The sequence below is a fragment of the Aureimonas jatrophae genome (genome assembly GCF_900104035.1).
In the GTDB taxonomy this organism is placed as follows: domain Bacteria; phylum Pseudomonadota; class Alphaproteobacteria; order Rhizobiales; family Rhizobiaceae; genus Aureimonas; species Aureimonas jatrophae.
Window position 1 is genome coordinate 60,622 of record NZ_FNIT01000002.1, and the last position, 14,400, is coordinate 75,021.

General features: G+C 64.4%; 7 protein-coding genes. 3 read left to right on the forward strand and 4 right to left on the reverse strand.

Annotation, left to right across the window (positions count from 1 at the left end; all coding sequences use genetic code 11):
• Positions 1-111: 111 nt before the first annotated feature.
• The gene (locus BLQ76_RS04805) at positions 112-867 is read left to right on the forward strand and encodes an SDR family NAD(P)-dependent oxidoreductase (protein WP_090669837.1); all 756 of its coding nucleotides are present in this window, start codon (positions 112-114) and stop codon (positions 865-867) included.
• Positions 868-1,120: 253 nt separating this feature from the next.
• Positions 1,121-2,260, forward strand: coding sequence for an epoxide hydrolase family protein (locus BLQ76_RS04810; protein WP_090671294.1), 1,140 nt, complete (start codon positions 1,121-1,123; stop codon positions 2,258-2,260).
• Positions 2,261-2,446: 186 nt separating this feature from the next.
• On the opposite strand, the gene BLQ76_RS04815 is transcribed toward BLQ76_RS04810, so the two are convergent.
• Positions 2,447-3,331, reverse strand: coding sequence for a DMT family transporter (locus tag BLQ76_RS04815; protein WP_170842476.1), 885 nt, complete (start codon positions 3,329-3,331; stop codon positions 2,447-2,449).
• A 100-nt stretch (positions 3,332-3,431) separates the two neighbouring features.
• On the opposite strand from BLQ76_RS04815, the gene BLQ76_RS04820 reads away from it, so the two are divergent.
• Positions 3,432-4,328 carry a LysR substrate-binding domain-containing protein gene (locus BLQ76_RS04820; RefSeq protein WP_090669843.1) on the forward strand — a complete coding sequence of 299 codons (897 nt, stop codon included), beginning with the start codon at positions 3,432-3,434 and terminating at the stop codon, positions 4,326-4,328.
• A gap of 85 nt (positions 4,329-4,413) precedes the next feature.
• Here BLQ76_RS04820 and BLQ76_RS04825 read toward each other — a convergent pair whose 3' ends face one another.
• The 3 genes from BLQ76_RS04825 to BLQ76_RS04840 all read right to left on the reverse strand — a co-directional run bounded on the left by BLQ76_RS04825 (position 4,414) and on the right by BLQ76_RS04840 (position 8,169).
• Complete coding sequence (locus BLQ76_RS04825) at positions 4,414-4,887, reverse strand: hypothetical protein (RefSeq protein ID WP_139183929.1); 474 nt, start codon at positions 4,885-4,887, stop codon at positions 4,414-4,416.
• 1,761 nt (positions 4,888-6,648) lie between these two features.
• Positions 6,649-7,116, reverse strand: a complete 468-nt coding sequence (locus BLQ76_RS04830) for a hypothetical protein (protein WP_090669849.1) — start codon at positions 7,114-7,116, stop codon at positions 6,649-6,651.
• A 471-nt stretch (positions 7,117-7,587) separates the two neighbouring features.
• Positions 7,588-8,169, reverse strand: coding sequence for a hypothetical protein (locus BLQ76_RS04840; RefSeq protein ID WP_139183930.1), 582 nt, complete (start codon positions 8,167-8,169; stop codon positions 7,588-7,590).
• Positions 8,170-14,400 lie beyond the last annotated feature (6,231 nt).

Below are 14,400 nucleotides of genomic sequence, written 5' to 3' on the forward strand. Positions count from 1 at the left end.
ATGGGACGACGCCAATCGGATTGGACAATCAAGCAAGTTTTGCGGACGATTGCGCAATGCGGATCGAGGCGGATGCGGCACAAGGAAGGCCCAACCAACCCGGAGACATCCATGACCACGATCTCCCTTGTCACAGGCGGCAGCCGCGGCCTTGGGCGCAACACGGCGATCAGCATCGCACGCCATGGCGGCGACGTCGTTCTCACCTACCGTAGCAATGAAGCGGACGCGCAGGCGGTCGTTGCCGAGATCGAGACGCTCGGTCGCAAGGCGGTGGCACTTCAACTCGACACCGGTGACGTCGCCTCGCTTCCAGCCTTCGTGGGGGTGCTTCAGAACGCCTTGCGCAGCACATGGGGTCGCGACACGCTCGACCATCTCGTCAACAATGCCGGTCATGGCGAGATGGCGGATTTTGCGTCCACCACCGAAGAGCAGTTCGACAAGCTCTTCGCCGTTCACGTCAAAGGCGTCTTCTTCCTGACGCAGGCGCTTCTGCCCGTGCTGTCGGACGGCGGGCGCATCGTGAACTTCTCGTCCGGTCTAACCCGCGTTTCCTTCCCTGGCTTCTCGGCCTACTCGGCCGCTAAGGGAGCCGTCGAGGTTCTGACGGTCTACATGGCCAAGGAACTGGGTGCCCGTGGCATCACCGCTAACACCGTCGCCCCCGGCGCGATCGAGACCGATTTTCTCGGCGGAGCGGTGCGCGACACGCCCGACTACAACACGGCCTTTGCCAACATGACGGCGCTCGGTCGCGTCGGTCTGCCCGACGATATCGGCCCGATGGTGGCTAGCCTTCTTGGACCCGATAACCGTTGGGTGACCGGTCAGCGCATCGAAGTGTCAGGGGGCCAGACCATCTGACGCTCGGGCTACCAACGTCTCGATGACCTGCGCAACGGCCGCCCATCGAGACAACGGAGGCATCTGAACGTCCGCACTGGGGACGTTACGGGCGAGCGGTTGAGATCTTGAAAGGGTCGACTTCAACCTCGGCGACGTACCGAGCACTATGCCGAGCGGCCGTCGGACCTGAGAATATCCATCGACGACACGGATGGCAGGTTGCCCGGTTTTCCCGTCCTCGAACCGCATCCCTGCTCAAGCGGAGAACATGATGATCTCACCCTACACGATCGACATCTCTGACGAACGGCTCGCCACGATCAAAGCCAAGGTGGAGGCATATGACTGGAGCCAGCTGCCTGATGCGGGTGGGTGGTCGACAGGGGTCGGCGTTGATGACCTCAAGCGGCTCGTGGCGTATTGGCGAGACCGCTACGACTGGCGTGCGGTCGAACGACGCCTCAACGCACTCCCCAACTTCATGACCGATGTGGAAGGCGAGCACCTCCACTTCGTTCATGTGAAAGGCGATGGCTCCAAGCCGCCCATTCTGCTTCTCCATGGCTGGCCGGGCTCGTATCTCGAGTTCGAACGGCTGTTGGAGCCGCTTGCAGCGGACGGGCACGATGTTGTCGTCACCTCGCTACCTGGCTTCGCGTTCTCCAACCCGATCGCGCGCCCGATCGGCATGCGGCGGGCTGCTGCGCTCGTGCACGGGCTGATGATCCAACTGTTCGGCGACGCACGGTATTTCGTCCAAGGGGGCGATTGGGGGCACGGTATCGCAGCCTGGGCAGCGCATGATCGGCCAGATGCTCTGCTCGGTGTCCATATCAACATGATGACCGTGTGTGCGAGGGATGCCGCTCCGACCACCGACGAGGAGAAGTCCTTCACCGCCAGGCGGGCCGCGATCGCCGATCAGGAGAGTGCCTACTTTCACGCGCAGGCAACCCGTCCGCAGACGCTCGGCGTCGCGATGGCCGACAGCCCGGTCGGAGCGGCGGGCTGGATCCTCGAGAAGTTCGGCAAGTGGGCCGATCTCCCACTAACCGCCAATGGCGCCCCCGACATCTGGAGCAAGTTTTCCGAGGAGGAACTCCTCACCAACATCATGCTCTACATCGCGCCGGCATCGTTCGTGACGGCAACCTGGATCTACTACGGCAGCCGACTTGAGGGATCGATGACGCTTCCGGCCGGCACCCGCATTCAGGTGCCAACCGGCTTTGCGGCCTTCCCCGATCCGGTGTTCTTACGACCGCCGCGCTCGTTCGCGGAAAAGACCTTCAACATCGTGCACTGGACTGACATGCCGCGAGGCGGCCATTTCGCAGCGCTCGAAGAGCCGGAACTGATGCTGGCCGACCTGCGCGCCTTTATTGCGACGGTGTCGGGAGTGCGCTTCTGACGATGGAAATCTCCATCGAATGACTGCTTTCGGGGCGGCGCTTGAGGCTTCGGACCGGCAATGAAGGGTCGAAAGCGGATGAACGGCTTTCGGGCGTCCGCTTCCCCAGGACGATCGGCGCGACCGGGTGGGAACCGGTTGGGCGGCTTTCGAGAGCCAGGGCAGTGGAAGCGGACCTTGGGTCATTCACCTATGCTCGTCCGCTTTCGCAAGAGCGGCGCCGCCCGCTGCGATGACGAGCGATCCTACGACGACACCCGCTGTCGGCATCTCGCCGAAGAACGCCAGACCGATCAGGGCGGCGAAGACGAGCCAAGCATAGTCGACCGGTCCGACCACCGCGAGCGGTGCGAGGGCGTAGCCGCGCACGATGCAGTATTGCGCGGTCACCACCAGCGGCCCAAGGAGCAGGAACGGGGCAAGGCTGAGAGCCGCGGTCGGTTGCCATGTCCACCATGCGGGAAGCAACAGCAGGAAAAGGCCGAACACGTTCACGTGGACGAGCACGACAAGCGGGTCCTCGCGCACTGCAAGCATGCGGATCATCAACCCCTCGAAGGCGAGAAGCAGAGCCCCCGGAACAGCGACGAGTGCAGGCCATAGGTAGGCGGTGTCGAACGCTTGGAACGCGCCCCGCGATGCGACAACGGTCGCTGCTCCCAAGGACGACAGGAGAATGCCCCATAGGTGGTGCGCGTTCACGGCCTCCCGCAGAACCACAACGCCGAGCGGAACCACGAACACGACATAGAGGAGTCCGATCGCGGTGGCATCAATGATCGGCATGGCGGCCGAGGCGTAGACGATCGAGAGACCGCCCGATACGCCGAACAGAGCGCGGATGCCGTGGAGAAGAGGTTGACGGCTTCGAAGGCTTGCCCAGCCTTTTCGTTGCAAGCCCGCGACGACAGCGAGTGCAGCGAAGCCTCCAACATAGCGCAGGAACATGACCTGAAAGACTGAGGCGCTCTCGCCTGCGAACTTGCCCGACGCGAACAGGATCGAGAACAGGGCCGTTCCGGTCAGTACCCATAGGATGGCCTTGGTGTTGGAGCGGATCGGCAGGCGCAAGGCGATGGATCTCAGGTCGGTGCGGTACGGCGACCCTGCTCTTGTCCGCCGGCACGCCATTTCGCAAACTCGTCTTTTGCGGGCTGCATGAAGGATTTGAGTGCTGGCGCGACGTACCCCCTCCCTCAGCGGCGTCCGCGCTGCGATCCTAGCATTCCGGCATGCTAGCCTAACGAGGGCCGCTGCCGAACTGGGGGTCAGCGCGAGCGCCGTCAGCCATCAGGTCCGCAAGCTGGAGGTCGAACTCGGAGTCGCTCTGTTCGAGCGCCACGCCAACGCGTTGCGACCGACGGACGAAGGTCGATCGTTCCTCGAACAGGCGGCCACGGCGCTTGCGATGCTCGAAGCGGCGGCGGAAGGACTGCATCGGGATGCCAACGAGGTCCGGGTGCAAGCGTCGTCGTCGCTCGCGGTGCGGTGGCTGATCCCGTCCTTGGGCCGCCTTGCAGCACGCCATCCTCGGCTTCGGGTAAAGGTGGAGACGATTGCGGGCGTTGAGCCATCGAGCGAGAGCGGACAGTGGGACGTGTCGATCCGCTACCGCCGTCAGGGTGAGACCGGCGCCGGTGAGCGACTGATGCCCGATCTCGTCCTACCGATGGTCGCGCCGCGACTGCCTGCCCTGGCCATCTACCAGAGCCGCAGCGACATCGCCGCCATCCCGGCACTTCGTTGCACGCCGGACGATTGGGACTGGACGCTGTGGTGCCGGTCGCAGCGGATCGACGTAGACATGGTAAGGATCGGCCATGCGTTCGACACCGACGACGCTGCTATCCGCGGTGCCGTGGCCGGCGTGGGAATGGTCCTGGCGTCCTCGCTTCTGACCCAAGCCGAGTTGCAGGGTGGTGCGCTCGTGGCGCTGGCAGGGTTCGAGCCGGTTGAGTTGGGCTGCTACGAGATCGAAATGCGGGACGGCGAACGCAGTGCCGTTCGGAAGTTCCGCCAGTGGCTGACGGATGAAGCGGAAGGCCGGCAGAGAGCTTCGTCGCTGTAGTCCACGTCTCAAACGTCCGCTAGCGGAGATCCGTTCCTGATGCGTCTAAGTCGTGGAAGGGGCGGGAGTTGGCGATGGAGCAGCTTCAGTTTCGTCGCGTACAGCGCACTGCTGCCCATGCCCTCTGCCAGCGAGTTCGCGTTCGCACAGGCGGAGGCATATGGATCGGATCGATATCCAGGGGGTAGTCTGCGAAGAACACGGGCAGGCTGGATAACCCACCCCGTTCGGCGCGGCCGATGACCTCCGTCAGCCAACCTGCATAGGCCCAGTCGCGGCCTTTGCCTATCTGCACAATGCGCGGGAAGCGCTCCACGAACAACGTGGCCAGCTCCTTTGCCGAGCGCCCTGGTACGTCCGGCCAATCGAAAAATTGGTCCTGTGAACCCGTCGAGTAGGAGGCGACGTCTTCGTTTAAGAGGTAGTCCACAACGCGCATCCCATCATCGCTCATGTTGCCGGCATGAGTGATCGAGCAACGCCAATGCATGCCGCTCGGGGACATGCCCGACGAGAAACGAACATGCTGGTATCCCACCCGATGCAACTCGTGGACCATGCACAGGAGCCGTATTGCGGACTGGTGCGCTGGGCTTGTGACTGAAACGGGGACGGTTGGTTGAAGCATGGCGGACGCTCCGGGTAAGGGTCTTGAACCCTAGCGTGATGAACGTCCGTTATGCGTCCGGGCTGGAAACGAGACCAGGGTCTCAAAAGGGTCGAAAGCGCTCGGACCCCTCATGGGCGTCCGCTCCTTCGATACCGATCGGCTCGACGGGGTGGAAACCCGTCAGGCCGCTTTCAGTAAGATTGAGATGGAAGCAGACCTCCGGGAGGGAGCAACTGGTACCCTTGCCCATCGTTTCGGTAACGCGTGCTTCCATCGTAGCTGACCAGATCGGCCCATTGGTCTTGGCGGCTGTAGTCCACACGTACGTCCCCTCCTGGGACGCGAACCAGCGAGCGGGAGGAACCAGCGGTCACTGGGACATGAACGTATGAGACCGAAGCGCCGTCTGGGATGCATTTGGCGCCTTCGCGGTTCTGAAGGCGAGCGACCGGATATGTTGAGTTGATCGACTTCAAATTGCGGATTGCGGTCCAACGGACATAGGGCTGCCGGAACGATTGCTCATCGAGGCACTGATACTCCGGCGTGTGCCGAAGTTCCGTCTCCGCGGCGCTGCGCTGAACGCTGCATGTCGTTACCGACCAAGCCAGGAGGCTCGACCAGATCAGAACGAAGAAGGGTCCATACGATTTTCGTGCCGAGAGCATGGTGCGAACATAGGGACGAACTCTGAACGTCAGCTTATGGGGACGCAACCATTTGCATGCATAGGCTGCAAAGGGTCGAAAGCGGAACGACAACTCCCCACCGTCCACGTCCGAAACGCCCACCGCCGCGGTCGGCCCAAAACCGACCACTCCGGGGCAACGCACGAGAGCCCAAAACCGAACGGCCGCGCTCAGCACAAACGCAGCAGAAACAAACACGGACAATCACCAACCCAGAACCAGCCCAGGAGGAAAGATGAAGCACCGAGCCCACAACACTCCTCCAAGCGCCCGCCACAAAGTCGACAAACCGCCAAGCGATGCCACGCTCCCCTTCACAACGAAACGAAAGCAGGAGCCCCGCGACCACCGCCGAACTCCGGCACGCGCTCCAAGAGGCACCAGCCCGCCCGCAACAACAGCAGGCACAAACAGGACCAGAAGCCGACCAGAAGATAACAGCCAACACGGCGCAACCAACCACACCCGCCCCAGCGCACGAAAGGCAGTCCTACCGCCCCGATACAACCCTCCGCCACAACAACTATCAAGCCACCTGCAGCCTCCGCGACGAAACGCACACCGCAACCAAACACGCGACGAAGCCAGCACAATACCCAACCGCGCGCAGAAACCGCGCCGGAGAGAGCCCACAGAGCCGCAACGCCAGCGACGACGAAAACGGCATCAGACAGCCCAGCAACCCCCCGAACGGCCAACGCCCACCAGGCCGAAACCGCCGAACGAAAGCGACCGCCGAGCGAAAACAAAGCGGCGGACCGCCCATAAAAGCCAAAAGAGGAACAGCAACAGCCCCACCGAAGAAGAAGAAAGCAAACAGCAGACACCCCCAGCCGCACAAGAAGACAGCCCACACCAGGCGATAGACACCCACCGCCGTCAGCACCACGCGCAACACCCAACCCACAAAAACCACCGAGAAGAACACCCCACTGCACGGCCCCACCGACAAGCCCCACAGAAACAACGAGCCCACCACCACCCGGCCCAAGACCAACGAGAACAGGAAGCCAACCGAGAACTAAAAGATACCAAAAGCAGAAAGACCGATGCGCACGACCAACGCCCCCAGACGCAGCAAAGTATCCAGCGCCCGCACGACGTCCAGAAGGAGGACGACCGAGGAGAGCGCAACCTCCAGCCGCACGCCCTTGAGACCCAGAACCGAAACCAGAAAGAACAGCAGCACAACCAGCTCCAGATCCACGAACTGGACCCGCAACACGTCCACCACAACCAAAACCCCCGGCAATCCAACGAACTCCCGCAAAGCCGTAAACAGAACCCATACCCCAAAGGGAACGAGCAAATCAGCAGCCGCCACCAGCACAACAAACCCCAAAGGCCAAACCAAGCCACCATCAGGCTCGCACAAACACACAAACACCGCCACACAAAGGAGCCGACCGGACTCAAGCCAAAAAAACGGCAGGGAGAACACGGCAAACCGGGCCCCTACCAGCGCCGGCCACACATCCGCGGACAGCATCAGTCGCACAACACGCAACAGAACCACATCAGCCTACGACAGGACCGCGGCACCACCGAAACCGCAAACGGCGACAGAAAGCCCGAACTCCGAATCCGTCAGGACCAAGCCCACAGCCGCGCTGTTCGCCTACGGGACAGCGACGCCAAGCCCGACCCCCAAGCGATGCTCCCCGACCCAAACCCACAAAGCAGCATCGAGAACGGCCAACACCTCCACGCCCACGACCGTCGCGTCCACCAACACCGTCAAGCCCGCCTGAAGCACAACCAACTCCAACCCCCCCAAAAGCACCACCGAATCGGACAACCGAACCCAACCGTCGACCCGCCCGGCGAACACCCAAAACAACACCCCCCCGGCCGCACGACCCAGAGAGTCACGGACGCCCCCGAACGCGACCAGCACCACGGAAACGAACGCAGCGCGGAACTGCTCGACCAGAGCCCACGCCAACAAGACGCCCAGGCGCTAGCCCAACAAAGAGAGACGCGAAAGACCCACCAGCGAACCCTCAACCAACAAATCCAGCGCCCCCGCCAGCCCCTCGACCGCATAAAGGAGGTCAGCCCCGGGGCCCCGAGACCAGAACAAGATGAACGCCACACCGCGCACGGAACCAACCAACACCCGCACGACCCGGGACCGCACCTGCGCAACCTCGCAGCCGCACCGCACACCGCCGACCACACACACGAGCAGCGCAAAGCCTTCCGACCACATCCAGCAGCCAGCCGCCGCAGAGATCAGGAAGAAGACGCCGACCGGCACCCCCACCGCAGACGCAACGGCCAAGCCCCGCACCTCGCCGAAGCCCGAACAAACCAAGACCACAAGCAAAACACCCGCCAACGCCAAGAGCCAGTCCCACAACGCAACGGCCACCCCACAAAAGAGGACAGCGCACCGGCGGAGCAAGGCGCCAAAGGCGCCGACAAAACCCGCAGAAGACCACAACAAACCGTCCAAACGACGAAACGAGCCGAAGCCAAGACCAACAAGCACACCAAACACCAACAACACGCAGCACAGAGCACAAAAAACAACCAACACGCTCTCCCCAAAGGAACACCAAAAGAACCACGGCACAGAGCCAAGCACGCACCCATATACGAACCGAAGCGCGAGCAACCCGAACAAACCACCCCACGCCCAACACAAAACCCGAAGCAACCCGAGCAGACAATCCCGCCCCACCACCCCAACAACCCCGCCCCCGAGCCGCCCGACCAAAACCAAAACCAACGGCCGCCGCGCCACAGCAACCCACCCCTTTGAAGACCGAAGCGCCGAAGAGCCCACAAGAAGGACCGCGCCACCCCAACACAAAAGGCACACCAACCCAAAGCGTCAACATCCACCAACAGCGACCAGCTCACGCAACCCGTCTGGGAGCACCACGAACGCATCAACCAGAACCCATCGAACCACAACGACCCACCACCCAGCCGCCGACCCGCCACCCACAACGAAGCCCAGCCCAGAACAAAGACTGCACAACACCGCCCCGCAAACCCCACCATCTTCGGACCCCCAGCCACCGTCGAACCGAGACCCAAAGAAAGCAGCAAACCCCACGCCCCCGACATAGGCCAGAAAGACGCCCGCGAACCCCCGCACCCCCACCAGCAGAGCCGCATGCGCGAGCTTGGCCGAACCGGCGACGACCAACCGGTGCCGGCACCCGCCACCCGACAAAACGAGGGTCGCCCCAACCAAACCGGACGAGCCCAACAGCCCGACAAGAACGACGACCACGACAACCAGCTAGCCCCCAACCACCAACCCGAGCACCAGGGCATGCATCCAACACCAAACCGAACCGCGGCCGAAGAACACTCGCACGAGCGGGACAACCAAGCGCAAATCAAAGCGACCCCCAAAAGCAAAGACAGGCGCAAAAAACCCCCCGCGACCGACCCAACCCCGGACAACACCAACACCGAGACAACAACCGGCGAGGAAGGACACAGCGAAGACCATAAACGCCAGACAGGCGACGGCAGCGACAGAGCCGCACAAACTGACGGCAACGACGACGAAGACACAACCAAACCAAACCACGGCCAAAGCCCGACCCCCACGCCGCCCACCCGCCCCCCCACCAAACGCCCCGCAACAGAAGACCCGGCGCAAGCCGAGCTCAAACCGACCCTCGACCAGGCCACGCAACCCGAAAACTCCATCCAGCCCCGCCGCGACGGCCCGGACAACCCCAACGCAGCACCCAACAGAAAACAACGCACACGGCGCCCCACCCGGCCACGAACCTCGGCCAAGCGACCGCGAGCCGCGGCCCCGAAAACACCAGGACCCACACGCCCCAGACGACCATGCCAGCCCAGCAAGAGAGCATCCACCACACACCCCAAACCATCCCCCCGCCGCCCCAACCGACCAACCCCAAGGGCGCGCGCCGCCCCCCAACCACGCCCAACGACGCAACGGCACCCACGGCCAGACCGTCCACACGCGAGCCGATGCAGACCGCGCGCCCCGCAACACATTCCCCGGCCGCGACCCGCGCCGCGACGACGAGCCCGACAACAGAGGCGGCGACCACGACCACGAACACGACTGAGGAACCGGAGAGCAAGCGGGAGAACCAGAAGCCTGGCGCACCGACCAACACGACCGGCCCCAAACCGACGCCTCGCCCGAACCAGACCAAACAGCGAACACAACACGCCTCCCCACCGCCATGAGGGCACACAACAACAGACAAGAACCAACAGAGACAACTAACGCCCAAAGAGGGGAACCGAGGGCACAAAAAAACCCACCAGCACCGAAATTGCAAGCTAAAACAGCAGCTCACCCGACATACCAGGGGCACCGCAGCACGAACCAACCGCAGACCCCGGAACACCCAACGACACCCGCCACCAACAGACCGACACCCCCGCACACCGCCCCTGCGCCTCGAGCCCCCACCCCATGGGGGCGGCAAGCGAAGACCAAGCGCACGACGCCGTAAACAACCGCGACAAAAACAACCACAAGACAGACGCAAAGCCCTCAAGCCCAGAGACGCCCACCCGCCCGCAGCCCCCCACCAAACGCCCAACGCAACACAGGCCCACCCCCATCCAAAGCGCTAGCCCCACCCGCAACAGCCCCCGCTCGACAAGCAGACGACCCACAATCCAGCCGAGCAGCCGCCCCGCCAACAGCCCCGACGACCACAACAACGACGGGACCACGCCCGCCGACACGGCGGACCGCCTCACGGAACCATTCGACCGGCCCAACCCACGCACCATGCACAAGCGAGAAGACCCCCACAGCACCCCGACAATCGACCGACTGACAATCCCCCAAAAGCAGCAGCTGATCACAACCCACCTCGATCCCACCACATACCCACCACCCAACCCACCGAAACGCCCAACAGAAGCCACCCCGCAAGACATCACCACCCCCCCCCCACCCACCGCAACCCCCGCCTCCCACGCCATCCACCGAGCCAAGACGGACGAAAGTGCACGCGCACCGAAACCCGCGCCAGCTCCGGCCGCCCCCGAAAAGGGCACAGCCCACGCCGCGCCAGGCCCAACGACGGCCAATACACGGGCAGCGGATCCAACGAACCGCACCCCCGAACCGCGCCGGACATCACCCGGAAACCCCGGCACCACACCAAACGAACCCGCTAGTCGGCACCACGCAACGCGACCGCCAGCGGCTCGCGGCCTCCACGACGCAGCCCCCCCCCGACGCGAACCCACGGGCCCAACCGCAGCCGCCGACCAACCGCCCAGCAACACCGATCAACCCAGGCCGGGCACACCAGACCCAGCACAACCCCGCACCCCCCTCGGGACCCCCAGGCCGCCACGGCCACCACCACGGGCCCAAAAACCGGCGCAACCGAGCCCCCACCCACCACCGCACCCCCCGACCCCAGCGGCCAACGCCAGCACCCGTCGAAACCACAAGCAACCGGCAGGCGGACAGACAAAGACAGCCCCGCCCCGAAGCCGCAAACGCGCGCGCCCCCAAAGGACCGGCGCAAAACCACCACGACCGGCCCCACCCTGCCAAGGGCCCACCCCGCCACCGAACCACGGCGGCCAGCACCCACGCCGAGACAACCGCACGCACCATGCCACACGCCCGCCGAGAGCGCAACCGCCCGGCCCGCCCAGCCACGACTACCCACACCCTGCGCACGGCGCCCGACCACGCCCACGACGAGCCCGAGCCCTGGCCCCCAAACCCAAGCGTGGCGCGCAGCGGCGACCGCCGCGGCAACGACAACAAAAACCCCACAAACGACGACCAGACACGCCAACCCCACCAAATCCAAAACAAACGCCCCGAAAGGAACTGCCCTCGCCAACCGGACCGGACGACCGCCCAGCACACGAAACGCCCGAGCACCGTCAAAAACCCGCCCCGACCAGCGACCACGAACCGCCCGACCAGCCACAGCACCCCAGAGCGACCCACCAGCCGGGCCAAACAGCCGCGCAAGGCGCAAAAAACCGCCAGACAGGCCAGAGCCTAAGACACGACAAGTCCGCAGCCGCCAACACCCTGCTCGACCGCGCCGCCACCCGACACGAGCGAACGCCGAACAACCGAGCAGCCGACCCCGAGCGGCAATACACCACCAGGACACAGAGAAAGCAGAACGCGATCACACAGCCCGAAAAAACCGGAACCCGCGAGCAAACAACAACGCCGAACACGTCACCCGCGTCCGACAGAACGTGGCCAACCAAAACGAAAACCCCCGCAGAGGCAAGGCGAGAGAAGACGAAGCAGCAGACAAAGACCGCCCAACCCGCCGGGTACAACCCGTACCCGATCAACCCGCCCCCCAAACCCACCACAAAGAACAACAGGATCTAGGACGGCGGGCACTTCCCGCAAGCCAGGGCGCCGAAAAGCAGAAGAGACCATCACCGCGCGGACAACAGCCTCAGCCTCAACCCAACCGAAGGAGACCAGTCCAGCGAGACGCTCCCAACCCAGGCCGACAAGGCCAACCGGGCCGACCCCAACCGAACCACCAGCCGAAAGGCAACCAAACCGCGCGCAGCGCGCGACACCAGAACGGCGCACACCCGCCCCAGACCGACAGGCCCCACGACGCCGCCGACAACCGCAGCCCGTCGTCGGGACCACCCACCCCCCAGACCGCAAGGCCCTACAGTCCACGCCAGCCAAGAACGGCGCGGCAGCCAGCGAACAACCGCACAACGAACCCCAGCAAACCAAACCCAGGCCCAAGCTAGAGAACGCACAACACACCCCCAGCTCCCAGAGACAGCGCCCGGTCGCGACCAAGCCTGCCGGAACCAACACCCGCGCCGCCACAAACGAAGACCAAGAGCGGCGCGCAACCCCCGACGGACCTCCACCACCAAGCCGCACCCCGACGCGACAACACGCGCAACACGGCCCGGCCGCGAACCAGACCCCCACAAACCCCAAGCCAACAAGACCCGGGAACCACACGCACCCACGCCCCACCCCACCCTGCCACAAAACCCACAACGCCCACGAGCCGCGACAGCCGACCATAACACAAACGCCACACGGCCCATCCAACGCACGAAACAAAAAGACGGAGACAGCCAACAAGCAGAGAAAGCCGCCCAAGCAGCAACCCCAACGAGAACACCCCGCCCAAACACAGCCCAACGACGCGACAAACAGCGCAAGGCGACGACGCCACGGACAACAGGGGCCGGACCATCCAGTCCCTCACCCCGCCGACCCCAGCACCCCCGCCCCAAACCCCCGCCACAGGCCGGACAAGGACACGCCGAGAGACAGACTCCGCAAGAGAGGCGGCGGCGAACCCCCCATCAAAACCCGCAGGCCGCAGGCCCCAGCCAACCAACCAGCGCAAGCCAAAGAAAACATAGAGAGCGACCGACAGGGAACAAAACGACACCCGCGGGGGCGCCCGCACAAGCACACCCGCCCCAAAACGAGCAGCCGCCGGCCCGAGAAGACAAGCCGACCACCCACAAACGCGAAAGACACCGAGATGCCCCCGTCCCGCAGCAGCAACAGGCACAGACCCCCAGCAACAGCGCCGCCGGCCACAGCGCACCCAAGACCCAGAACCCCCACCAGAAAACAAAGCGCGCCACGTCGAAAACCCCGACAGAACCATCGCCCACATCGACGACCCCCGCGCGATCCCCCAAGCCCACGAACACACGGTGCGCGAGCACACCGGCGAAAACGTCCGCGGCCACAACCGGCGCAGCGACACCACACCCACGAGCGAGCCGACCGCGCCGAGCAGCCCCAACACCGCCATCATGTCAACCGCGAGCAACAACGAGCCAGACAACAAGAACGCGAACAAAAGCGACAACGACGCCTGCCGAACCGACCCCAACTCAAGCTCCGAACAAACCAAAGAGCACAAAGGCCCGAACGGACGCAACAGGGCGCACAGAGAGGCAATGGGACGACGACGCGCGCTAACCCCCAACACCGAGACCAACCACCAAACACCGAGCCCGCCAAAACCCGGCGCCAACGGTTGCCAATCGCCCAGCACGTGCGACCAGCCCGGCCCGATACCAAACACGCCCGAGCCCCCGCGCCAGCACCTCCCAAACACGCGAACCGGGGGCACGCAACCCGCCACCGACCCCCACAACCAAACGAAGCCGCCGGCCCACCCGACCAACAGCACCCCGCCCGACGGACCAGACCAGCCGAACCGCAACCCCGCCAACACCGGCACCCAGACGGTGAACGCAAGCAGCCGAAGCGCGACCCCAACCGCAAAGCCCAAGCGTCCGGGCCGCCGAGCAACCACCCCCCCGTCGACGCGCCGCAAACACCAGCTGGACCAACGCAGCGACACCGCGCCGCAGCACCAGACCCACCCGCAGCGTCCAAACAAGCTCGACCCGGCACCACAACCGACCACCCGGCCGCGCCCGGCGAAGCCCAGAACGCCCGGCAGGCGCGCGGGGCCGGAAACCCCGCCACACCCCGCGGCATCCACACGAGACACCGAAACACCCCCAACCCACACCAAAACCCCACGCCCCCCCGCAACAGCAGAAGGCACCGCGAGCTCAACCAGACCCCCAAACCAACAAGCAGGGCCCGAGACCCCGCATCAAACCGACCGCACACAACCAAAACCCCTACAGCCCCACGACCGCCCCACGAACCTACAGGAAGAACAAGCTAGCCAGCCCGCGCACCGAAGCAAGGAGCGCCGACACCACAGGACCCGTCAGCGGAAATGGCCGAACACCGATCACGGAAAACGCGGCAGAACGCAGCCGCACCCCAAAG